Below are 21551 nucleotides of genomic sequence, written 5' to 3' on the forward strand. Positions count from 1 at the left end.
TTAAGCCTCTCCTTTCTGGGCATCTGTGTCTTCGGCGAATCGTGCGGCGATTGCTTCACCGTGGGCGGGCAGCGCCTCCGCTGTGGCGAAGGCGATAACGTTCTCCGCTACCTCGCCGAGTGCCGCGCGGTCGTATTCAATGAGGTTTACTGGGCGAAGGAAGGTGTGCGTCGACAAGCCGGCGCTAAACCGCGCGGTTCCAGAGGTTGGCAAAACGTGGTTGGAACCCGCGGTGTAATCACCAAGAGGTACGGGAGAATAGTCGCCAACGAAGATGGCACCGGCGTGGCGAATGCGCTCCGCAACTGCCCGGGCGTTTATCGTGTGCACCTCCAAGTGCTCGGCGGCATAGGCATCCGCGACGGCGATTCCCGCCTCAAGGTCCTCAACCACGACAATGCCCGACTGCTCACCGCGCAGCGCCTCGGCGGCGCGTTCGGCATTGGCGGTGGCGGTATAACGCTGCGCTACCTCCGCGTTCACGGCGGCGGCAAACTCCTCTGAATCAGTAATGAGCACGGAAGCAGCCATGGGATCATGCTCTGCCTGGGAGATGAGGTCATAGGCCACGTAGACGGGGTTGGCGCTATCGTCTGCCAAAATGGCGATCTCCGTGGGCCCGGCCTCCGCATCAATGCCCACCACGCCCTGCACTACCCGTTTAGCGGCGGCAACAAACACGTTGCCTGGGCCGGTAATGATATCGACAGGCTCCAGTGCTTCCTCACCGGTAACCGGTTCATCATCGCCATAGGCCAACAGCGCAATGGCTTGCCCGCCGCCTACTGCCCACACCTCGTCCACGCCGAGCATGTGGCACGTTGCCAAGACAGTCGGGTGCGGCAGACCACCGAACTCCTTTTGTGGCGGGGAGGCCACGACCATCGCCTCAGCGCCCGCTTCCTGGGCGGGGACGGCGTTCATAATGACGGAAGATGGATACACCGCCTTGCCGCCCGGGACGTACAGCCCCACCCGCTCGATGGGGTGAAAGACCTCTGTGACCGTTGCCCCCGGTGCCAGGGTGGTCGTGTGCGAATCCGGCCTCTGGTCAGCATGGACAGCACGCACGCGCGCGATGGATTCCTCGATGGCTGCCCGCACTTTCGGGTCCAGCTCATCGACTGCTTTCTTTAGCTCCTCCTGAGGAACTCGCACCGCGGCCGGGCGAATGCCGTCAAATTTTTCGCCGAAGTCGAGGGCGGCCTCCGCTCCGCCGTCACGGACCTTCTCCACCATGGGGATAACAGTGCCCATCACCGAGGACACGTCCGTGCCCCCTCGCGGCAATACTCGGCGCAAACGGGAGGTAGTAAGTTCCTCTCCACGCAGGTCGATGGTTCGTAGCATGCTGGGACCTCTTTTTATAATATGCAGTGGTTTCTATACCTTCCCATTACTATACCCGGACCGAAAAGCCAGCGAACCGGCAGGTGCGGGTTATAGAATGTGCCACTAGTAACACATTCCGGCATCCCGAATCGGTAGAGGGAGGTGGCGAAATGAGCAACGGCGCCGACGGCCTGGACCGCCAGTCCCCGTCAGACCTGCTTGCCCGCGTCGAACGCCTCACGCGCCGGGAAAACCTTGACTGCATACGGGTAACCGCACACGAGCTCCTCTTCCCGCACTCGCCACTCGGGGAAACCCGCGCTTTCATGGACACTGAGGGCGAGCCGATCCTGCGTTTCTACACCACCCACCATGGCATTCTTGGTTTCGGCGATATCCCCAGTCTCAGCGAGTTCGTCAACGACTGGAACCACGACTGCCTCTCGCCGCACCTCGTGCTCAACTATTCCTCCCCTACCGAAGTCGAAGTGTGGGGTCACTCCTTCCTCGTGGTGCACCAGAAACCCACAAGCGCCCAACTCTCCGCTTCGGTAGTGCCAGCGCTCCACAACGCCGCGGCCTGCCTCGAAGAACTGGCTAAACTTTTCCCCGTTCTCACGCTTCCCCGCCCGGCAGTCCCGGAAGAACAGACAGAACTCGACGGCCCCGTCGCCAGCGTCGATACGGACCGCCTCGAAGCCCTCTTACCCGCTCTGGGAATTTCGCGCTTCCAATCAGATGGCGATGAAGCAGTTTATGCCTGGATCAATGACGTCCTCTTTGCCTTCGCCATTGACTCCGGCCCAAGCCTCATCATCAAAGGCCATTGGGACCCGAACCTACAGGGCAGCGAGTTCTCCAGGATTTTCCTTATTTGCAATGATTGGAACCGGAACAATCACTCGGCCTCGGCCTTCTGCCACTCCAACGTTGACGGGCTGCAGGTGCGCATTGATTACGCGGTCATGACGGGCGCCGGGCTTTCCGACGCCCAACTGATAACCGCCCTCGGCCGCGGCATCAAGCACGTCCTCCACGGCATCGATGACATTTCACGCGATGCCGTGGGCTCCTCCCCCGTCGCGTGGCCCTAGCGCACGTCGACCGCTGCCTCATTTTCTTCCGTTTCACTTTCGAGCGCCACGCTGGGCGGCTCAAAGAACAGCGCGGACCAGTAGACAAACATGGCCATAAATGGTCCCACAAGCCACGCGATGCCGGGCGAAAACTTCGGCACGAACTCCACGAATTCCCCGGGGTTCTCCGGAACATCAGTGGCCGTCGCCCCACCGAAGACATAGAAGGACGCCGCACCGGCCAAAGCCGCCAGCGCCACCCACAGCAGCACACCGACGCCACGGTAGCGCTCTCCCCAGCGGTGGGCGATTGCTCCCAAGGCCATACCGAGGACTCCGGTGATCAGCACGAAGGTGATATAAGAATCGAATTGCACGTCGGCAACGTTGCGCAGGACATAGCCGCCATCCTCCATGCGATGGCCCTCCAGAGTAGGCCGCCACAGCCCCCAGACAGCGCCAACAGCGGAGAAACCAAGGAGCGCTAACGCGAGCAACCCCGCGCCGAATCCAATGGCGCGGGGTATATGAAAGCTAGGTGCACGCAGTGCAGGCACGATAATCTCTAGCCGCAGAAGGTCCAGTTACCGTTCTCGCGCTTGAAGCGCATGGTGGAGCTATCCATGCCCTGGCTGGTGTTGACGTTCACGGTCGCGGAGGCGTCATCGCCGTTAACCACGACATCGTTGATGGACTCAACGCCGGTCTTGGACCAGTCGAAGCCCTCCATCTGGGAGGTGTCCTGGCCAGCTGCGGCCATCATGTCCTTGAGCTGGTTCATCGGCACATCCGGGACCTGGTTGTAGTCCACCTGGTCGAGGCCGGAGTTCGGATCATTACGCACGGCCGCGCAGGTGTGCTCCGGAAGGTACTTCACAAAGGAGCGCATGGTCTGCTGCTCATACATGCCACGTACCAGGGTGTTGATACCGTCGATATCCTCCTGGCTTGCGGCCTCGCCCTGAACCGGTTCAACCTTTGGCATGTTCTGGAACGGGTCAGCGCCCTCTTCGAAGGGGTTGGCCACGGCTTGGTTGCCGCCCTCAGGATTCTCTCCCTCCGGCTTCGGAGCAGCGCTCTCGCCGTCCTTATTCTCTTCCCCCTCCTTCTTTTCCTCAGAAGTCTTCTCTTCCGTCTTCTTCTCAGACGTCTTTTCCTTGGACTTCGTCGTCGTGGTGGTCTTTGCCGCAGAGGAAGCGGTGTCGCCTGCGTTCTCGTCATCGGAACCACAAGCAGCCAAGGAAAGCGGTGCAACGAGTGCAACAGCGATGAGGGACTTCTTGGCAGGTGTCAAAAAGGACAAGGGATAACTCCTCAAATTAAATAGAGAGCGATAGGTAAATCCACGCTAGGCGTGGTGGTTGCTCTTGGGCATCTCCGACAACCCTAACAAGGGCTGTTTGAAGAAATCATATTTTACACCTTGAAGCTTCCTGTGAGCCCCACTAGGGGTTTCTTGCGCCGCGTAGAGTTGGTCGTGTGCATCTATCTCGCGACGCTATCGTTTCCACCGCCCTCGAACTCTTGACCCGCTACGGGCTTGCCGACGTCACCATGCGCCGCGTCGCCACCAACCTCGACGTGGCTCCCGGCGCCTTGTACTGGCATGTAGCTAACAAGCAATCGCTCATCGCCGCCATGACCGCTGAGATCCTCTCCCCCGTCGCGGGTGAAACCACGGCGGAGTTGGTCAGCTCGCTGCACCGGGAGCTGCGCCGCTGGCGCGATGGAGCCGAGGTAGCCATCGCTGGCGCCGCTTTCCCAGAGTCTTCAGCCAGCACCGACTTAGAAGAGTTATTCACAACCACGCTGCAGAAAGAAGCCCCCGATGCGTCACCGGAGGATATCGCCGTCGCCGCTCGTACGCTGATCCACTACACACTCGGGGCTACGTTCATGGAGCAATCCCGCGAGCAGCTCAGTGGGGCGTCGCCCAGCACGGCCTCTCCTTCTCCGGGCACCGCGCCCGTGGACGCCACCTCTGTGCGCGCCGCGGAACTCATGGTTGCCGGTCTAAAGTCACTGCGAACCGATCGCTGCGAATAGAATTGACTAAGCTGAGCCTCATGACTGAGACCCGTGCTGATCTAACGCCATCTCGCCAGGTGTGGCCTGGTTCCCCCTCCCCGCTCGGCTCCACCTTCGATGGAGCCGGAACTAATTTTGCTATCTTTTCCGAAATCGCGGAAAAGGTTGAGCTCTGCCTCATCGACCACGATGGCAGCGAAGAGCGCATTGAGTTGACCGAAGTCACCGCCCATGTCTGGCACGCCTACCTCCCCAACGTCAGCCCCGGACAGCGCTACGGTTACCGCATCCACGGCCCTTATGAACCAGAGCACGGCTTGCGCTGCGATCCCTCGAAGCTGCTTGTCGATCCTTATGCCCGCGCCTTCGACGGTGATTTTGACGGCGATGCCTCGCTGTACTCCTACGATATCTTCGCTGAAGAGCCTGGCACCGGGCGCAACGAGGATGATTCCTTGGGCCACACGATGCTGTCGGTGGTCATCAACCCCTTCTTCGAGTGGCACGGCGACAACCGGCCGCATACCCCGGATAACGAGACCATCATCTACGAAGCCCACGTCAAGGGCATGACGATGACGCACCCGGATGTGCCAGAGGAGCTGCGCGGCACCTACGCCGGCATGGCGCACCCGGCGATCATCAACTACTTCAAGGACTTGGGTGTGACGGCCGTCGAGCTGCTGCCGGTCCACCAGTTCCTCCAGGATGACCGTCTGCGCCAGCTGGACCTGCGTAACTACTGGGGCTACAACACCTTCGGCTTCTTCGCTCCGCATGCGGACTACGCCTACGCCAAGAAGCCAGGTGAGGCAGTGGCTGAGTTCAAGGCTATGGTTCGCGCTTACCACGAGGCTGGAATCGAGATCATCCTCGATGTCGTCTACAACCACACCGCCGAAGGCAACCACATGGGGCCAACCATTGCCTTCCGCGGTATTGATAACCATGCCTACTACCGCTTGGTCGATGACAATCCCGAGCACTACATGGACTACACCGGCACCGGTAACTCCCTCAATGTCCGCCACCCGCACTCCCTCCAACTGATTATGGATTCGCTGCGTTATTGGGTGACGGAAATGCGCGTGGATGGCTTCCGCTTCGATCTCGCGTCTACTCTGGCACGCGAGCTGGATGACGTCGACAAGCTCGCCACCTTCTTCGATCTGGTGCAGCAGGACCCGGTGGTCTCCAAGGTCAAGCTCATCGCCGAGCCCTGGGACGTGGGCCATAACGGCTACCAGGTTGGTAACTTCCCGCCCATTTGGAGCGAATGGAACGGTAAGTACCGCGATACCGTCCGTGATTTCTGGCGCGGGGAACCGTCGAAGATGGGTGAGTTTGCCTCACGCTTGACCGGCTCCTCCGACTTGTATGCCAACAACGGCCGCCGCCCCACCGCATCCATTAACTTCATCACCGCTCACGACGGCTTCACGCTGCGTGATTTGGTGTCCTACAACGAAAAGCACAACGCGGACAACGGGGAGGACAACCGCGACGGTGAATCCCACAACCGCTCGTGGAACCACGGCGTGGAGGGCCCGACTGACGACGAAGAAATTAAGAAGCTCCGCCGCCGCCAGGTCCGCAACTTCCTCACTACCCTTCTGCTCTCCCAAGGCACCCCGATGCTGTGCCACGGCGATGAACTAGGCCGCACCCAGGGCGGCAACAACAACGTGTACTGCCAGGACAACGAGATTTCCTGGATCGATTGGTCGATGTTGGAGCAGGAAAAGAACATCGCCATGCACGGTTTTACTAAGCGCCTGATTAACATCCGCAAGAACCACCCGGTGTTCCGTCGCCAGCGTTTCTTGGCCGGTGGACCCTTTGGTTCTGAGGTGAAAGACCGCGATATTGCATGGCTCGTGCCTTCCGGCAAGCTGATGACTCCGGAGGACTGGGATTTTGAGTTCGGCAAGGCCCTCATGGTCTACCTCAACGGCAACGCCATTACGGAGACCACCGCCCGCGGTGAGCGCATCACGGATGATTCCTTCATCATGATTTTCAACGCTCACCACGAGGACATTGAGTTCACCCTGCCGAAGAAGGACTTGGGTGCTAGCTGGCGGCTCATCGTCGATACTTCTGATTCCGGCGGATACCCGGACGAGGAAAAGCTGATCGCTGCCGCAGGAACCATCATGGTGCAGCCGCGCTCCACGCTGATCTTGCGCCAGACCGAGCCCCCGGTCTTCGACGACAACGACGAATCTGCATAATCGGTTGCTTCGGCAAGAAGCAGCTGAAGCTTTGGCTGCTTCTTCACCGCTTGCTCTCCACCACCAACACCATGCTTTGAAAGGAATCCGTGTCCTACACTGCCCACGGTGCCGTCATTGATGTCACCGCCGAAGCCCTTGTTTTCCGCCGCTCTTTGCTTGCTTCTTCCCTCGGCGCACCAGCCCACGAGAGTCTCTCCCTCGCTGGAGCCACGGGCGTGGAATGCACGGAGCCGACGGCAACGGGTTTTGGGCAGGTCATCGTTCACGGCACTAGCGGTGCCGAAGGTGGTGCTGGTGACACGGTCATCCGTTTTGCACCCGGCCAGGATGCCACGGCTTTCGCGCAGGCGGTGGAGGCTGCCTTGCGCGGCGAAGCACCGGCCGCCAGCACTCGTGTTCAGGGATTGAACTTCACCGCCGTCGATGTGGAAACGGCCAATGACAACTGGGGTTCGGTGTGCCAGATCGGCGCGGTCCGCTTCCGCGATGGCGAAGAGACCGAGTCCCGTACGTGGTTGTGCACTCCCCCGCCGGGCCTAGAGCACTTCGACGACGTCAACATCAGTATCCACGGCATCACGCCAGATGACGTCGCTGATGCTTCGCCCTTTGCGGATGCTGCTGCCGAGCTCTTCGACTTCCTCGGCTCTGACACGATGGTGGCCCACAACGCACAGTTCGATTCCACGGCCTTGCGCAGCGGCCTTATGAAATCTGCGGCGCCGGTTCCGGAGATTCGCTTGGCGTGCTCGCTGGCCCTGGCTCGCGATGCCTCCCGCGCCGGCGTCATCGACGTGGCCAATCATAAGCTTCCGACCGTCACCTCTTACATCGGGGCCGAGGACTTCCACCACCACGAAGCCACAGCGGATGCCCGGGCAGCCGGCGAAATTATTAGTGCCCTGGCCCAGCGCTTTGGTCACTCTGGTTCCATCGAGGACTTGTTCACCACCCGGGACTTTGCCCTGGGCACCTTGAGCGAGGAGTCCGTCATCCCAGTTCTGCGCGCCAACACTGCTCCGTTGTCTGCAGCGGACTTAGGCGCCGGCACGGATTTCCGCGACAAGACGCGCATGGCGGGGACGACCTCGGGTGCGAAAAAGAAGAGCTCCGGGACCGCACAGCGCCGCGGGCCGGCCCCATGGCAGTCCGTATCCACGCCAGACACCATCCCGGATCCGAACCCCGACGCCGATCCAGAAGGCGCATTGTTTGGCCAGAATGTCACCCTCACTGGTGACTTCGAACCTTTTGATAAAGGTCTGTTGTGGTCCAAGATTGCTGAGCGCGGTGGAAAGGTGGGCAAGAACGTCACGAAGAAGACCACCATCCTCGTCGTAGGCCAGTGGGCCACCAAGACATCGAAGGAAAAGCGCGCCGAAGAGCTACAAGGCAAGGGCCAGAATATTGAGATCTGGCAGACAGACAAGCTCCTCGAGGAGCTTCAACTCGATGAAGCACCTCCGTTTTAACCCGCGATTGGTCTCAAGGCACCCGCGATAAGCCCAATCCAAAGGAATTCTCCTCTTCGCTGGGAACCGGTGGGCGTGGAGCGCAGTCCAATAAGCATAAGGAATCTGCACCTGCCCAACCGTTACGGAGATAAATCCTTATGACCATCGCGCTATCCACTTCCCTCCACGTCGATCGCCTTCTCCCCTCGCTCTGCCCGAGCGAAGAGCTGACCGGAAATAAGCTGTGTGATGATGGTTTTGGGGACTCACCTGCTAGCCTCCAGTTATCGCGCACGCTATCGATGTCCATAGTGCGCGGCACGGGTACGGAGGCCAAGCGTGTGAGCCAGCGCGCTCTGGATGATATGGGCTTGACCGTACGCCAGGCATGGGATTCCGCAGCGCTGAATCTGCAGCGGCGAGCGTTGACGGAGCAGGGACTGCGGTTCTTCACCCGCCCTGCCGAGCTGGGCTTCATGGGGGCCGAGGCAGGCCTCGAGGTGCGTGCTCATCGCTGCACGATATCGTCCTGGTTGGCCCATCCGCAGGCTTTCGTTATCCTAGACAATCATCTTCAGAGGCTCAGCCAGGCTCGAAGCATCACGTACCTCGTGCCTGATGCGCACACTCTTTATGCGTTGTTCAACGTATGCCCGCATCGCGCCACGGAGTTAGCGTGGCGCGCTGCTGAATTGCGTCCGCGCCATCGAGCCCCGCTCAGCATGCAACCGCTAGTATTAGCTAACGGCTTCCCGTTGGAGGTGTAGACACACCCCCGCACTTTTCCGCCGTGGCCGAAAGGAGTCACGTTTCACGATGGCTGAATCATCCATGTCCCGCTTGAGCAACCAGTATCATTCCTGGGTGCACGCGCATCCCACTGCGGCGCAGGACTTCCGCGATGCCATCGAGGACTTGCTTAACGACGCCGGAATTATCTTCGACCGCGTAGCTACCCGTGTGAAGCAATGGCCGTCCCTGAAGGCCAAGGCAAAGAAGCGTCGCGGCAACGGCGAGCTCATGTACCCCACTCCGTGGGAGGATATCCACGATGTCTTGGGCGTGCGGATTACCGTCTTCCACTCCACGGTTATTCCGGAGGCCCTCGAAGTTCTGGGAGAAACCTTCACCGTGCTTCGCTCGGTGGACAAGGCAGCAGAAACGCGGATTTCCGGCGGCTTTGGCTATGGTTCACACCACCTAGTGCTCAAGGTTTCTGAAGATAGTGCCGCTGCCCTTGAGGAACTTGAAGCCTATGTTGGCTGGACCTTTGAGATTCAAATCCGCACTGTGCTGCAGCACGCCTGGGCGGAATTTGAGCACGATATCCGGTACAAGCAGGGACCAAACCCGCCATCCCCACAGGTGGATCGCCTCTTCACGCTCGCTGCGGGCCTCATTGAGTTGGCGGACCAGCAGTTCGATGAGATTGCGGCGCTTAAGGCCCCCAGCTCCGAGGCGGACGATGACGTGGAAATCACGGCAGAGACCCTCCCCGGCGTCCTCGCCATCATTCTGGGTAACCGCTTTCCGCGTTCACGCTCGGAGCACTATCGCTTCCTAGCGGAGCTTTTAGAAAACAACGGCATCAATCGTCTAAGCCAGCTCAAGCAGCTCCTCGATGAAGACGCTATCGCCCACGTGCATGACGCCATGCGCTACCGCTTCCGCCCGGGCCAGGTCAGGCTTATCGACGATTTGCTGCTCAACAAGTTCGGCGCCCAGCACATCGAGGCCACCGCCCAAGCCGGCGACCGCAAGGATCGCAAGCGTCGTCTGAACGCGCGCCTGAAGGCCTTAAAAAACTTCCGGAATAATTAGCGGAATCCGCCGCGGAACTTGTCCATCTGCCGACGCTCCTTCTTCGTGGGGCGGCCGGCACCGCGCGGGCGAACCGGAACCGAGGGTAAAAACTCCTTCGGCGGTGGCGGCGGTGCGTGGTCGATGTAGCAGGTCCGCGCGATGGGAGCGCCCACGCGCTTGGACACGGTGGCGAGCACCTCGAGATCATGTTCGTGGTGGTTGCGCCACACGCGCACGCGGTCGCCGGGGACAACCTGCTGCGCGGGCTTGGTGGCGTTGCCGTTGAGCTTGACGTGCCCGGCGCGCACCGCCGTGGCAGCTTCTGACCGGGTCTTGAACATGCGCACGGACCAGACCCAGACGTCAATGCGGACGGGCCGCCCGTCGGGCTGATTCACCATAGGCGCTTAAAGGTTGTGGTTTTCGTTGACGATCTTCTGGATCTTTACCCAGTTGTAAGCGCCGCCGACCACGGCGACGATGAGACCAATGGCCATACAGGTCCAGAAACCAGTCAATGCCCAACCCAGGAGGATGCCGCCGGCGACGCCTCCCACGACACACACTGCGCCGTTGCGTGCGTGGGTGCGTACGGCTTGTTTGCGTTGCTCAATGGGATTGTTGGGGCGTCGCTGCATAGTCATGGGGCTTATTTTACATAGCCAGAAGCCCGCAACATTAAAGCTCCACCCAGGCTGTTCCGGCTTCCTTCGGCTCTACCCCACCCTGAGTCAGTGCCGCGAGCGTTGCAGCGAGTTTCTCCTCACCGCCGGGCTCAACGGACACGGTGAAAGTCACCGCCTGGCCATAAGCGGTATCCACCATGTCGACGCCGCGGTTGCGCAACTCCGCCTCCAGCCGGCCGGCCTCCGCGTGGGAAACCTCGACGGTATAGAGCTCGCGCAAGGCGCGCGTGACATGCTCAACCTGCTCCATCGTCTCGCTCACAGCGCCGCCATAAGCGTGAACGAGCCCGCCCGCGCCCAACTTGATACCGCCGAAGTAGCGCACGACCACTGCACAGATATCAAGCAGCCCCGAGCCTTTCAAAACATCAAGCATCGGTTTACCGGCGGTGCCGGAAGGCTCGCCATCATCGGAGGAGCGCTCCACCGGATTCGAGCCATCGACGTGATAGATATACGCCGAGCAGTGGTGGCGGGCGTCGGGGTAACGGTCGCGGGCGGCGTCGATAAGCGCGCGTGCTTCCGCCTCGTTCGTGGCGCGGCCGATGAGGGTGATAAACCGCGAGCGTTTGATCTCAATCTCGTGCTCGACGACGTCACCTCCGACCGGGCGCTGATAACTCTCCAGCATTATGCGACGAGGAAGTCGTACTCAGGGGTGCCCGGCTTAAGCTGCTGGCAATTCACCTTCGACTTCTCCATGCGCTCCAGCAGGCCATCGATGCCCGCTGCGCTGCCCAGTTCGATGCCTACCAGCGCCGCGCCGGTCTCGCGGTTATTGCGTTTGAGGTACTCGAACAACGTGATGTCATCTTCAGGGCCGAGAACATCCTGCAGGAAGTGGCGCAGCTGGCCTGGCTCCTGTGGGAAGTTCACCAGGAAGTAGTGCTTGAGGCCGCGGTGCACTAGGGAGCGCTCCATGATTTCGGCGTAGCGCAGCACGTCATTGTTGCCGCCGGAAATAACGCAGACGACTGTCGAGCCCGGCTGCAGGTTCAGCGTGCGCAGGCCGGTCACGCTCAGCGCGCCGGCGGGCTCGGCGATGATGCCTTCGTTCTGGTACAGCGCCAACTGCTCAGTGCACACAGCACCTTCGGAGACGACATCCCAGTGCAAGCGTCCTTGATTGGCCTCCAAAATCTTGAAGGGCAGCTCACCGATGCGCTTGACCGCAGCCCCATCGACGAAAGGATCCACGGTGTCGAGCGTTACCGGCTCGCCGGCAGCGAATGCAGCGCTGAGCGACGCCGCCCCAGCCGGCTCAATGCCCACCACCGCGGTGCGCGGGGCCATGTCAGCGAGGTAGGAGGTGATGCCGGAGATCAGGCCACCGCCGCCCACGGGGACCACCACGGTGTCGAGGGATTTACCGATGGACGACAGTTGGGACACGATTTCCGCGGCGACGGTTCCCTGGCCGGTAACGGTATCGCGTGCGTCGAAAGGCTCAATAAAGAAGGCACCGCGCTCCGCAGCATCCGCGTGCGCGGCGGCAGCTGCTTCATCGAAGTTGGCGCCGGTGACAACGAGTTCCACGACGTCACCGCCATGGACCAGGATGCGGTCGCGCTTTTGCTTCGGGGTCGGCTCCGGCACGAAGATCTTGCCGTGGATCCCCATGGTGCGGCAGGCATAAGCCACGCCTTGGGCGTGATTGCCGGCAGAGGCTGTAACAATCCCCTGCTTCCGCTGCTCTTCGCTTAAATTCGACATGCCGTACAGAGCGCCGCGAATCTTGTAGGAGCGCACGTCCTGCAGATCTTCGCGTTTTAAGTACACCTCATAGCCGGTTTCTTGGGACAGGCGCGGGCAATACTGCAGCGGAGTCGGGGCAATCTCCGAGCTAATTCGCGATTGTGCCAGTTGGATATCAGAGGCGTGGATTGGCTCGAAGTCTTGCGGGGTGCTTGTCATGGTGGCTCATTTTAGCGCCCCAGCTCTCTCGCGTCGCACATTACCTAGCATTCGACCGATTCACCCAACGTTTACCTAGATATCGTTTGTTTGCAACGCTGCGTTCCCCAAAAGCACCATGGGCGGTACGTACGGTGGTTCGGAAACTTTTTCGTTCCGCTTCAAGGAGTCTTTCTCAATGTCTCGCTCTTTCTCCCGCCGCGCTCTCGCGCTGTGTGCTGCGACCGCGACTAGCCTTAGCCTGACCGTGCCGGCATCCTCGGCCGCGATTGTGGACAACGTCATCGAGCATTCCGCCGCTGACGCCAGCCTCAAGGTGACCCCGATCGGCACCTATGAGTCCGGCGTGTACGCAGAATCAGCCGCGGAAATCGTGGCCTTCCACCCAGCCTCCAAGCGCATCCTTACGGTTAACGCGCACGCGGGCCAGATCGACGTCCTCGACGCCGCTGACCCAGCCAAGCCCACCTTGATCGGCTCCATTTCTGCCGGTGAAGGCAAAGAGATCAACTCCGTAGCCGTACGCCCTGATGGCCTGGCTGTGGCCGCCGTCCAGCAGGCGGACAAGACCGAGAACGGCGAGGCGCTCTTCTTCAACGCTGCGGCCGAGGACTTAGCCACCGCCGAGCTGGGGCGCGTGGCGGTGGGTGCTTTGCCGGATAACGTCCACCTCACCGCGGACGGAAGCTACGCTCTCGTGGCCAACGAGGGCGAGCCGTCGAACGAGCTCAACGCCGAGGGCACCGATTACGTCGCCGACCCAGAAGGTTCCGTCTCCGTTATCAAGCTGCCGGCGGGAGTTGCGGCGCCGACTCAGGCGGATGCCCGCATCGCTGATTTCACGGCTTTCGACGGCAAGCCACTGCCTGAGGGCGTGCGCGTCTTTGGTCCCTCCGGGCACGAGGCGAAGCCCTCCATTGACTTCGAACCGGAGTACATCTCCTCCCAGGCGGGCAAGGCATACGTGACGCTGCAGGAGGCCAATGCCATTGGGGTCATCGATATTGAATCCGCCACAGTGGAGAAGATCCTGCCGGCTCACATTGCGGATCACTCGCAGGTAGCACTCGACTCCTCCAACAAGGATGACGCCGCCGAGCTGCGCACCATCCCGGTCAAGGGTCTGTCCATGCCGGACTCCATCGGTGCTTTCACCGCCGGCGGCCAGACCTACTTCGCCACCGCGAATGAGGGCGACGCCCGCGAGTGGGGTGTCAAGGAAAAGGACGGTGGTTCCGGCGTCTACACCGATGAAGTCGAGCTCAAGGACCTCATCGAGGACGGCAAGGTGTGCGAGGGCGCGCTGGGCGACGTCAATCCGGACGAGCTCGCCGACAAGAAGCAGGCCGGCAACCTGAAGCTCAGCAACGCCTCCGGGTGGAATGAAGAGAAGGGCTGCTTCGACGAGCTCTATTCCTTCGGCTCTCGCTCCTTCAGCATCTACGACGCCAACGGCACGGTCGTCTTCGACTCCGGTAGCGATTTTGAAAAGATCACCGCTGAGCTGAATGAACCGGGAGTGTTCCACCACAACGCCGACAACGAAGCGGCCGAGTTTGATGACCGCTCTGACAACAAGGGCCCTGAACCGGAGGCCCTGACAATCGGCAAGGTTGGGGATCGCACCTATGCTTTCGTTGGCGCCGAGCGCGTCGGCGGCGTTTTCGTCTATGACGTCACCGACCCGGCCAATGCCTCCTTCGTCACCTACGTCAACAACCGCGACTTCTCCACCGATGAGTTCGCCGCTGCCGGTGACCTGGGCCCGGAGGGCTTCGCCTTCGTCGATAAAGCCGACTCCCCCAACGGCGAGCACCTGCTCATCGTGGGCAACGAAGTCTCCGGAACCACCACTGTCTACTCTGTTGAAGATTTGCTTGACGACGAAGACTCTACCGGTGACAAGGACGACGAGGACAAGAATACCCACAGCTCCCACTCATCCACTGCGAGCATCATCGCCGGTTCTGTCATCGGTGTCATCGCTGCGGTGGCTGCCGCAGTCGGCCTGCTGAACGCTCCGGGTGTCCGCGAAACAGTCCTCAGCCTTGCCCCAGCACCGCTGCGCGAGCAGCTGGAGAAGTTCCTGTAATCCCTACCTTCCCTCGGGGCGGGCTGCTACATTGAAGTGGGCTTAGGACAAGCTAGCCCACCCCTTTTTCTCGCACCCCCTTCGCACCTTCTTTCAAGGAGAACTCCTGATTATGCGCCTTTCCACCTCCCTTATCGCAGTGTGCGCGACGACGATGGCCCTGGTCACCCCGTTGGCCACAGCCGCTGACTCCGCTGAGAGCAGCCAGTCCCCCGCTTCCTCCCAGAGCCAAAGCTCTAGTGGCGGAAGCTCTCAGGGCCCCAACGGTGGAAGCTCGATGAACGTCGGTCACATCGACACCTCCGATCTCTCCAAGGAATGTGCGGACGCTGTGCACAAGGCGCGTGAGGAGCACGAAAAGGCGGTTGCCGATGGCACCGCGGGTTCTTCCTTCATGGGGCCGCAGGAGCTGGGGCTCGGCATCCTTAACGGTTATGGTTCCTCTGGCATGCCAGCAGAGCCAGACTGCGTCCAAGCGGAAAAGGACGCCGAGTTGGAGAAGGAATGGGACGAGATGCCCGAATGGGTACAGTCCGCCCGCCCCAATGACACAGCCGAAGAGGTCTTTGCGTGGGTCGGCGGCATTATCGCTCTGGTCGCCGTCGCTATTAATGCGCTGACCGTGGTCGCACAATTCGACCCATCCGTTCTCGATGGTCTGCGCGCCTTCCTGAAGAGCCAGGGCTTCCACTGGGATAACTCCCAGAAGAAGGAAGGCGAGAAAGCGGCTGCGAAGTAACCGCCTCCCCACCAAAAATTAAACGCGCGAACCAAGGAGGTTCGCGCGTTTTACTTAGTGTGCTCGCTGGGTCAAGGCCGCTCGCTGACTAGAAAAGCTCCTCGGAGGCGATCTGCGCGCCTTCTACGAGGGATTCCAGCTTGGCCCACGCAATCTGGTGGTGCAGGCGGCCACCGAGGCCACAGTCAGTCGACGCAATCACGTTTTCAGGGCCCACCAGCTCAGCGAACTGAATGATGCGGTCCGCCACCAAACGCGGGTGCTCCACAGCATTGGTGGAGTGCGAGACCACGCCCGGGTAGATGACGGTGCCCTCCGGCAGCTTGTGGTCCTTCCACACGCGCCACTCGTGGGCGTGACGCGGCGAGGCACCCTCGAAGGAGAATCCGCCGACCTTGGCCTGCAGGATCTCCTCAATGATGTCCTCGAACGGAATATCCGTCACGTGTGGGCCATGCCAGGAACCCCAGCAGATGTGCAGACGAGTCTGCTCACGCGGGATGTCCTTGATGGACTCGTTGAGCACATCGATTCGCTCACGTAGGAAGGCCTGGAAGTCCTCAACCGTCGGCTCCGGAACCACCGAGTCCCAGGCTTCAGCCAGGTCCGGGGCGTCGAACTGCACGGTCAAGCCGGCATCCGTAATCGCCTTGTACTCCACCTTGAGCGCCTCACCGCAGGCACGCAGGAGGTCAGACTCGTCCTCGTAAAACTTGTTAGGAAGGCGTGCCGCTGCGCCTGGGGATAGGGCGGCGACGAAGCCTTCGGTGCCATCAGGCAGGGCGTCGGCAAGCAGCTTGACGTCCGCTTCCACCTGATCTTGGCCGATGTAGGTAACCGGGCCGGTGAACTCCGGGTTGGCAACCTTCTTGCGGCCGGTAAAGATACCCGAATCCGGGTCATTGTAGGCCTCGGCGAACAGAGCGCGGTCACGGCGATCCTTCATCGAAGAGAGTCGAATCTTGCCCGGCTCGGAACGGATCTTGTCACCGATTTCCCAACGGTCCTTATCCGTCATGGTCAGGCCGCCCAGGCGGGTAAAGGAATAGTTCCACCACGCGCCATAGTCGACGGCGCCGGAGGTGATGTGGCCGTACTCGCCCTCGTTGATGATGTCGACGCCAAGGTCGACCTGCCGCTTGACGACGTCCGCGACGGATCGCTGAAGAATCTCGTGGAACTTCTCATCGGAGATGGTGCCTGCAGAGCGCTCGAGGTTTGCCTCCAGCAGCTCCTTCGTGCGTGGCAGCGAGCCAACGTGGGTGGTGCGAATCTTATTGACCATGGGAAACGGGGTTCCTTTCTTCTAGACTGTGCTGTCTAGCCTAGCTGTCAAGGCCCGTCTACCCATAGCGAAAGCGAAGATAAATTCACCCGAGGATGCCGGCACCCATTGTCGCTTTGAGATCACCCATGAGATTGCTGGAGCGCTCCACGCGCAAGTGGTCACCAAGGACCATCATGGTGGACTCTTCGCCGTCGACAAGCGTGAGGTACACATCCGACTCGCCCTTGTTGTTGACTAGGACCTGCTTGAGGCGCGCAATGTTGTCCATCGTGCACTGATCCGTGCGCATGGTCAGGCGCAGCGGCAGGCCGGCACCGTTGCCGGGGCCAAGATCGGGGATGCGGATATCGGAGCAGAACAGGGACATGCGCTCATCGCGGATCTTCACCTGCACCTTGGCCAGGATGATGTTATCTTCCGCGATTTGCGCGGCCACCAACGAATACACCTGGTTAAACACGAGGATGTCCACCTGTGCACCGTTGTGGTCCTCCATGCTGACGATGGCCCAGGGCGAGCCATCACGCTTGGAAAAGCGCCTGTCAACACCCGAGATGATGCCGCCAATCACCAGCTCTTGGCCATTGCCCACCTCACCGTTGAGAATCTTCGTAATCGGGGTATCGGTCTGCGCGTTGAGGGCTTCCTCGAATCCGTCGAGCGGGTGGCCGGAGACATACAGGCCCAGCATTTCCCTCTCCAGGGCCAGCTCGTGCTTGCGGTCCCAGTTCTCGTCCGGAATATCGATGGCGAAGGCGGAAGCGGACTCGCCTTGCCCTTCCTCCCCGCCAAAGCCGGCGAAGAGATCGAATTGACCCTTGTCGGCTGCCTTCTTCGTCGTCTGCACCGAATCCACGGCATCTTCGTGGATGAGCATGAGTCCCTTACGCGGATGACCCAAAGAATCGAAGGCACCGGCCTTGATCAGGGATTCTGTGACGCGCTTCGAGCAGGCCGCCAGCTCAATCTTGTCCAGGTAGTCGGAGAAGGACGCATAGGCGCCTTTCTCCCGCCTAGTCTTCACGATGGAATCCACCACGTCCCCACCAACGTTGCGGATAGCGCCCATGCCGAAGCGGATATCATCGCCCACGGCCTGAAAGGTCTCCACCGATTCGTTGACATCCGGGGAAAGCACACGGATGCCCAGGTGGCGGCAGTCGGCAAGGTAGATGGCGGACTTATCCTTTTTGTCACCCACCGAGGTCAACAGCGCAGCCATGTATTCCGGCGCATAGTAGGCCTTGAGGTAGGCCGTCCAGAAGGACACCAGACCGTAGCCTGCGGCGTGGGACTTGTTAAACGCATAGGAGGCGAAGGGCTCGATGGTGCCCCACAGAGCGTCCATCGCTTCCTTGGAGTAGCCGTTGTCCTTCATGCCGCCCCAGAACTTGTCGTACTGTTGCGCCAAGACTTCGGGCTTCTTCTTACCCATGGCTTTACGGAAGCCGTCTGCCTCGCCGGCGGTGTAGTTTGCCACCTTCTGCGAGATACGCATGATCTGCTCCTGGTACACGATGAGACCGTAGGTCTCATCGAGGATTTCCTTGAGCGGCTCCTCCAGTTCGGGGTGGATCGGAGTGATTTCCTTGCGCCCATTCTTGCGGTCCGCATAATCCCAGTGCGCGTTCACGCCCATCGGGCCCGGGCGGTAGAGCGCCAGCGAGGCCACGATGTCCTTAAAGCCCGTCGGTTTCATGCGTTTGAGCAGCTCCTGCATGCCGCCGGAGTCCAGCTGGAACACGCCCAGGGTATCGCCGCGCGAGAGCAGGTCATAGACTTTCGAGGCTTTCGGGTCGTCGGCGTGGAGGTCTTCGAGGTGGACTTCCTCACCGCGGTTCTTCTTGATGTTCTCCAGGCAGTCACCGATCACGGTGAGGTTGCGCAGGCCCAGGAAGTCCATCTTCAGCAGGCCGATGGCCTCGCAGGCCGGGTAGTCCCAGCCGGTGATGTAGGCGCCGTCGGCTGGGCGCTTCCACATCGGAATGTGGTCCATGAGGCGCACCGAGGCCATAATCACGGCACATGCGTGCACGCCGGCTTGGCGAACCACGCCCTCAAGGCCACGGGCGGTCTCGTAGATCTTCTTGACGTCCGGGTCGGTCTCAATCATCTGCCGGACCTCGGCTGCCTCCGAATAGCGCTCGTGCTCTGGGTCCATGATGCCGGCGAGCGGGATGTCCTTGGCCATGATGGCCGGTGGCAGAGCGCCGTTAATGCGGTCGGCCATCTGGAAGCCGGGCTGGCCAAAGTGCACCTTCGCGGAGTCCTTAATAGCCTGCTTCGTCTTCACGGTGCCGAAGGTGATCACCTGCGCTACCTTGTCCTCGCCCCACCTCTCGGCGGCGTAGGTAATCATCTCGCCGCGGCGGCGATCATCGAAGTCGATATCGATATCCGGCGCGGAGGGGCGCTCCGGGTTCAGGAATCGCTCGAAGAGCAGGCCGTGCTCGATGGGGTCAATGTTGGTAATCGTCAGCGCGTAGGCCACGAGTGCACCGGCCGCCGAACCACGTCCCGGACCAACGCGAATGCCGATGGACCGCGCGTGCTTGATGAGCTCGGCCACGATGAGGAAGTAGGAAGGGTAGCCCTTCATATCGATGACGCTGATCTCGTATTCAGCACGGTCGATGTACTCCTGCGGCACATCCCCACCGTTGAAGCGATCCTTCAGTCCCTCCATTACCTCGTGGGTCAGCCAGGAGGTTGGGGTGTGGCCTTCGGGGACGTCGGCAATCGGCATGCGGTCGTGGGTGTGCTCCTCCCAAATCGCGCCATAGTCCTGCACGCGCTCGGCAATCCACAGAGTATTATCGCAAGCCTCCGGCACCATATGATCCCACAGCTCACGCATCTGCGCGGCGGACTTGATGTAGTAGCCGGTGCCGTCGAACTTGAAACGGTCCGGGTCCATAAACGTCTTACCCGTCTGCACGCAGAGCATGGCCTCGTGCGCGGGGGCTTGGGTTTCCAGCACGTAGTGGCAGTCATTGGTCACCAGCGGCGGCAGGTCCAGCTTTCGGCCGATCTCCAACAGGCCATCGCGCGTGCGCTTCTCGATGTCCAGCCCATGGTCCATGAGCTCCAAGAAGAAGTTGTCCTTGCCGTAGATGTCTTGCCACATAGCGGCGGCCTCTAGCGCCTCATTGAACTGGCCCAGGCGCAGGCGGGTCTGCACGTCACCCGACGGGCAGCCGGTGGTGGCGATGATGCCCTCGGCGTGCTCGGCAATCAGCTCCGCGTCCATGCGCGGCCACTTGCCCAATTGGCCTTCATAGGAGGCCAGGGAGGACAGCGTGAACAGGTTGCGCAGGCCGGTCTCATTTTCCGCCAGCATGGTCTGGTGCAGGTAGGCACCGGAAGCGGAGACGTCATCGCGCTTTTGGTCCGGGGTTCCCCACAGCACGCGCTTCTTGTTGAAGCGTGACTCGGGCGCGAGATAGGCCTCGATGCCGATGATGGGCTTCACCCCGGCGCTCGTCATCCTTTGGTAGAAGGCGTTGGAGCCATACATGTTGCCGTGGTCTGTCATGCCGACGGCAGGCATTCCTTGGCGAACCACCTCATCCGCCAACATATCCACCTTGGCCATGCCATCCAGCATGGAGAACTCGGTGTGGTTGTGCAGGTGGACGAAGGAGGAGTTTTTGGCCATGCGGCTCATCTTAGCGGGGACGTCAAACTTCGCTCGTACGTCCTCGTTAAGGTACATTTTCTTAAATGTTCTACACCATTGCTGCCTATCTCATGTGGGGTTTCTTCCCGGCGTTTTTCCCGCTGCTGCGCCCCGCCAGCCCTTTCGAGATCTTGGCCCACCGCATCGTGTGGACCGCGGTTCTTGTCACCGCAATGCTCTTGGTAACCGGCGGCTGGCGCGAGTTACGCGCGTTCAGCTTGCGCACCTGGGGGTGGATGCTCGCCTGCGGCGTGGCCATCACCATCAACTGGGGAACCTACGTCATCGCCATCAACAGCGACCACGTGGCCGATGCCGCACTTGGCTACTTCATCAACCCGCTCGTCTCCGTGGCCCTAGGAATCATCTTCCTCAAGGAAAAGCTGACGAAGGCGCAGGTGGCGTCGGTCAGCATCGCCTTCATCGCCGTGTTGTGGCTAACCTTCATGACCGGTCAGGCCCCCTACTACTCACTGGCCCTAGCCTTCAGCTTCGGTATCTACGGCCTGCTTAAAAAGCGCATCACGGTCTCCTCCATGGGGTCGGTGGCCGCGGAAACAATTGTCATGCTCCCCTTCGCACTCATCTACCTGGGCTACCTCCAAGCACAGGGCGAATCCACCTTCACTACCGAAGGCCCCGGGCACGTCGCACTGCTGATTACCTCCGGCCTCGTCACTGCCCTACCGCTGCTGTGTTTCGCGCAGGGTGCTAAGCACCTGCGCCTGTCTACCCTCGGCATGTTGCAGTACATGACCCCCATCATGCAGATGCTGTGGGCGCTGTTCGTGACCCAGGAGCACATGTCCACCGAACGCTGGATCGGCTTCGCCATCATCTGGGTTGCGGTGATCATCTACCTTGCAGACTTGGTACGCATGGGCCGCGCTTCTCGACGCCGCGCCCGCCTCCACCCCGCTGGCGAGTCACGCGCCACCGCAGAGGACTAGCGGCGCTTCAGCTCCTCGCGCGCTTGCTTAGCCTGGGCGCGCCGGGCGGATTCCTCGCGCGCGTTCAGCGCCCACCGCGGCATGAGAATGGCCATGGCGATGCAGTAGATGGCCACCACGACGAGAATGCCGAAGGTGAGCTTGTCGGCACCCCAGATCCCTTGCGCGATGGCAGCTCCGGAGGCGATGAATGCGCCCGCCCACATCAAGAGGTAAGCAAAGCGGTAGTTCGGCGGCCACGTAGAGGTGTTCGGAAACAAACGCATGTCTTCT

At 60.9% G+C, this 21551-nt stretch carries 19 protein-coding genes; 9 read left to right on the plus strand and 10 right to left on the minus strand.

The window, feature by feature from the left end:
* Positions 1-1350 carry a histidinol dehydrogenase gene (hisD, locus tag HMPREF2792_RS09845; protein WP_070533260.1) on the minus strand — a complete coding sequence of 450 codons (1350 nt, stop codon included), beginning with the start codon at positions 1348-1350 and terminating at the stop codon, positions 1-3.
* A 152-nt stretch (positions 1351-1502) separates the two neighbouring features.
* Between hisD and HMPREF2792_RS09850 the strand changes: the two genes are divergently transcribed.
* Positions 1503-2426: a YbjN domain-containing protein gene (locus tag HMPREF2792_RS09850; protein WP_070533262.1), complete on the plus strand. Its 924-nt coding sequence runs from the start codon at positions 1503-1505 to the stop codon at positions 2424-2426.
* On the opposite strand, the gene HMPREF2792_RS09855 is transcribed toward HMPREF2792_RS09850, so the two are convergent.
* Both HMPREF2792_RS09855 and HMPREF2792_RS09860 read right to left on the minus strand, forming a co-directional pair.
* On the minus strand, positions 2423-2824 hold the full coding sequence (locus HMPREF2792_RS09855) for a hypothetical protein (RefSeq protein WP_227485693.1): 402 nt from the start codon (positions 2822-2824) through the stop codon (positions 2423-2425). The genes HMPREF2792_RS09850 and HMPREF2792_RS09855 overlap by 4 nt on opposite strands.
* A 149-nt stretch (positions 2825-2973) precedes the next feature.
* The gene (locus HMPREF2792_RS09860) at positions 2974-3711 is read right to left on the minus strand and encodes a hypothetical protein (protein WP_070533264.1); all 738 of its coding nucleotides are present in this window, start codon (positions 3709-3711) and stop codon (positions 2974-2976) included.
* A 176-nt stretch (positions 3712-3887) separates the two neighbouring features.
* Here HMPREF2792_RS09860 and HMPREF2792_RS09865 point away from each other — a divergent pair, with 176 nt between their 5' ends.
* From HMPREF2792_RS09865 to HMPREF2792_RS09885, 5 genes are all read left to right on the plus strand, one after another.
* Complete coding sequence (locus HMPREF2792_RS09865; protein WP_070533266.1) at positions 3888-4454, plus strand: TetR family transcriptional regulator; 567 nt, start codon at positions 3888-3890, stop codon at positions 4452-4454.
* A 20-nt stretch (positions 4455-4474) separates the two neighbouring features.
* Positions 4475-6670 carry a glycogen debranching protein GlgX gene (gene glgX / locus HMPREF2792_RS09870; RefSeq protein WP_070533268.1) on the plus strand — a complete coding sequence of 732 codons (2196 nt, stop codon included), beginning with the start codon at positions 4475-4477 and terminating at the stop codon, positions 6668-6670.
* An 89-nt stretch (positions 6671-6759) separates the two neighbouring features.
* Complete coding sequence (locus tag HMPREF2792_RS09875; RefSeq protein WP_070533269.1) at positions 6760-8145, plus strand: 3'-5' exonuclease; 1386 nt, start codon at positions 6760-6762, stop codon at positions 8143-8145.
* A gap of 140 nt (positions 8146-8285) precedes the next feature.
* Entirely contained in the window at positions 8286-8894 is a 609-nt protein-coding gene (locus HMPREF2792_RS09880) for a hypothetical protein (RefSeq protein WP_070533270.1), read from the plus strand.
* A 49-nt stretch (positions 8895-8943) separates the two neighbouring features.
* Positions 8944-9948 (plus strand): GTP pyrophosphokinase, encoded by a 1005-nt coding sequence (locus tag HMPREF2792_RS09885; RefSeq protein WP_070533272.1) that lies wholly within the window; start codon positions 8944-8946, stop codon positions 9946-9948.
* Here the strand turns inward: HMPREF2792_RS09885 and HMPREF2792_RS09890 are convergent.
* Genes HMPREF2792_RS09890 through ilvA form a run of 4 tightly spaced genes read right to left on the minus strand, consistent with a single transcriptional unit; the run spans position 9945 to position 12530 of the window.
* Positions 9945-10331, minus strand: a complete 387-nt coding sequence (locus HMPREF2792_RS09890) for an RNA-binding S4 domain-containing protein (protein WP_070533274.1) — start codon at positions 10329-10331, stop codon at positions 9945-9947. The two genes, HMPREF2792_RS09885 and HMPREF2792_RS09890, sit on opposite strands and share 4 nt — an antisense overlap.
* 6 nt (positions 10332-10337) lie before the next feature.
* Positions 10338-10574, minus strand: coding sequence for a hypothetical protein (locus HMPREF2792_RS09895; RefSeq protein WP_070533276.1), 237 nt, complete (start codon positions 10572-10574; stop codon positions 10338-10340).
* A 34-nt stretch (positions 10575-10608) separates the two neighbouring features.
* Entirely contained in the window at positions 10609-11247 is a 639-nt protein-coding gene (locus HMPREF2792_RS09900; RefSeq protein ID WP_070533278.1) for a YigZ family protein, read from the minus strand.
* Positions 11247-12530, minus strand: coding sequence for a threonine ammonia-lyase IlvA (ilvA, locus tag HMPREF2792_RS09905; protein ID WP_070533280.1), 1284 nt, complete (start codon positions 12528-12530; stop codon positions 11247-11249). The genes HMPREF2792_RS09900 and ilvA overlap by 1 nt, the downstream gene beginning before the upstream one ends.
* Before the next feature lie 178 nt (positions 12531-12708).
* Here ilvA and HMPREF2792_RS09910 point away from each other — a divergent pair, with 178 nt between their 5' ends.
* Both HMPREF2792_RS09910 and HMPREF2792_RS09915 read left to right on the plus strand, forming a co-directional pair.
* Complete coding sequence (locus tag HMPREF2792_RS09910) at positions 12709-14622, plus strand: choice-of-anchor I family protein (RefSeq protein WP_070533384.1); 1914 nt, start codon at positions 12709-12711, stop codon at positions 14620-14622.
* A gap of 112 nt (positions 14623-14734) precedes the next feature.
* Positions 14735-15361: a hypothetical protein gene (locus HMPREF2792_RS09915; RefSeq protein ID WP_070533282.1), complete on the plus strand. Its 627-nt coding sequence runs from the start codon at positions 14735-14737 to the stop codon at positions 15359-15361.
* A gap of 88 nt (positions 15362-15449) precedes the next feature.
* Here HMPREF2792_RS09915 and HMPREF2792_RS09920 read toward each other — a convergent pair whose 3' ends face one another.
* The gene (locus tag HMPREF2792_RS09920) at positions 15450-16646 is read right to left on the minus strand and encodes a cobalamin-independent methionine synthase II family protein (RefSeq protein ID WP_070533284.1); all 1197 of its coding nucleotides are present in this window, start codon (positions 16644-16646) and stop codon (positions 15450-15452) included.
* Between the two features lie 85 nt (positions 16647-16731).
* Positions 16732-20307 carry a DNA polymerase III subunit alpha gene (gene dnaE / locus HMPREF2792_RS09925; protein WP_070533386.1) on the minus strand — a complete coding sequence of 1192 codons (3576 nt, stop codon included), beginning with the start codon at positions 20305-20307 and terminating at the stop codon, positions 16732-16734.
* A gap of 65 nt (positions 20308-20372) precedes the next feature.
* Between dnaE and rarD the strand changes: the two genes are divergently transcribed.
* Entirely contained in the window at positions 20373-21278 is a 906-nt protein-coding gene (gene rarD / locus HMPREF2792_RS09930; RefSeq protein ID WP_046647989.1) for an EamA family transporter RarD, read from the plus strand.
* Here the strand turns inward: rarD and HMPREF2792_RS09935 are convergent.
* Positions 21275-21544: a type II secretion system protein gene (locus HMPREF2792_RS09935; RefSeq protein WP_046647988.1), complete on the minus strand. Its 270-nt coding sequence runs from the start codon at positions 21542-21544 to the stop codon at positions 21275-21277. The two genes, rarD and HMPREF2792_RS09935, sit on opposite strands and share 4 nt — an antisense overlap.
* Positions 21545-21551: the final 7 nt, after the last annotated feature.

Source organism: Corynebacterium sp. HMSC068H04 (assembly GCF_001811255.1).
GTDB lineage: Bacteria > Actinomycetota > Actinomycetes > Mycobacteriales > Mycobacteriaceae > Corynebacterium > Corynebacterium hesseae.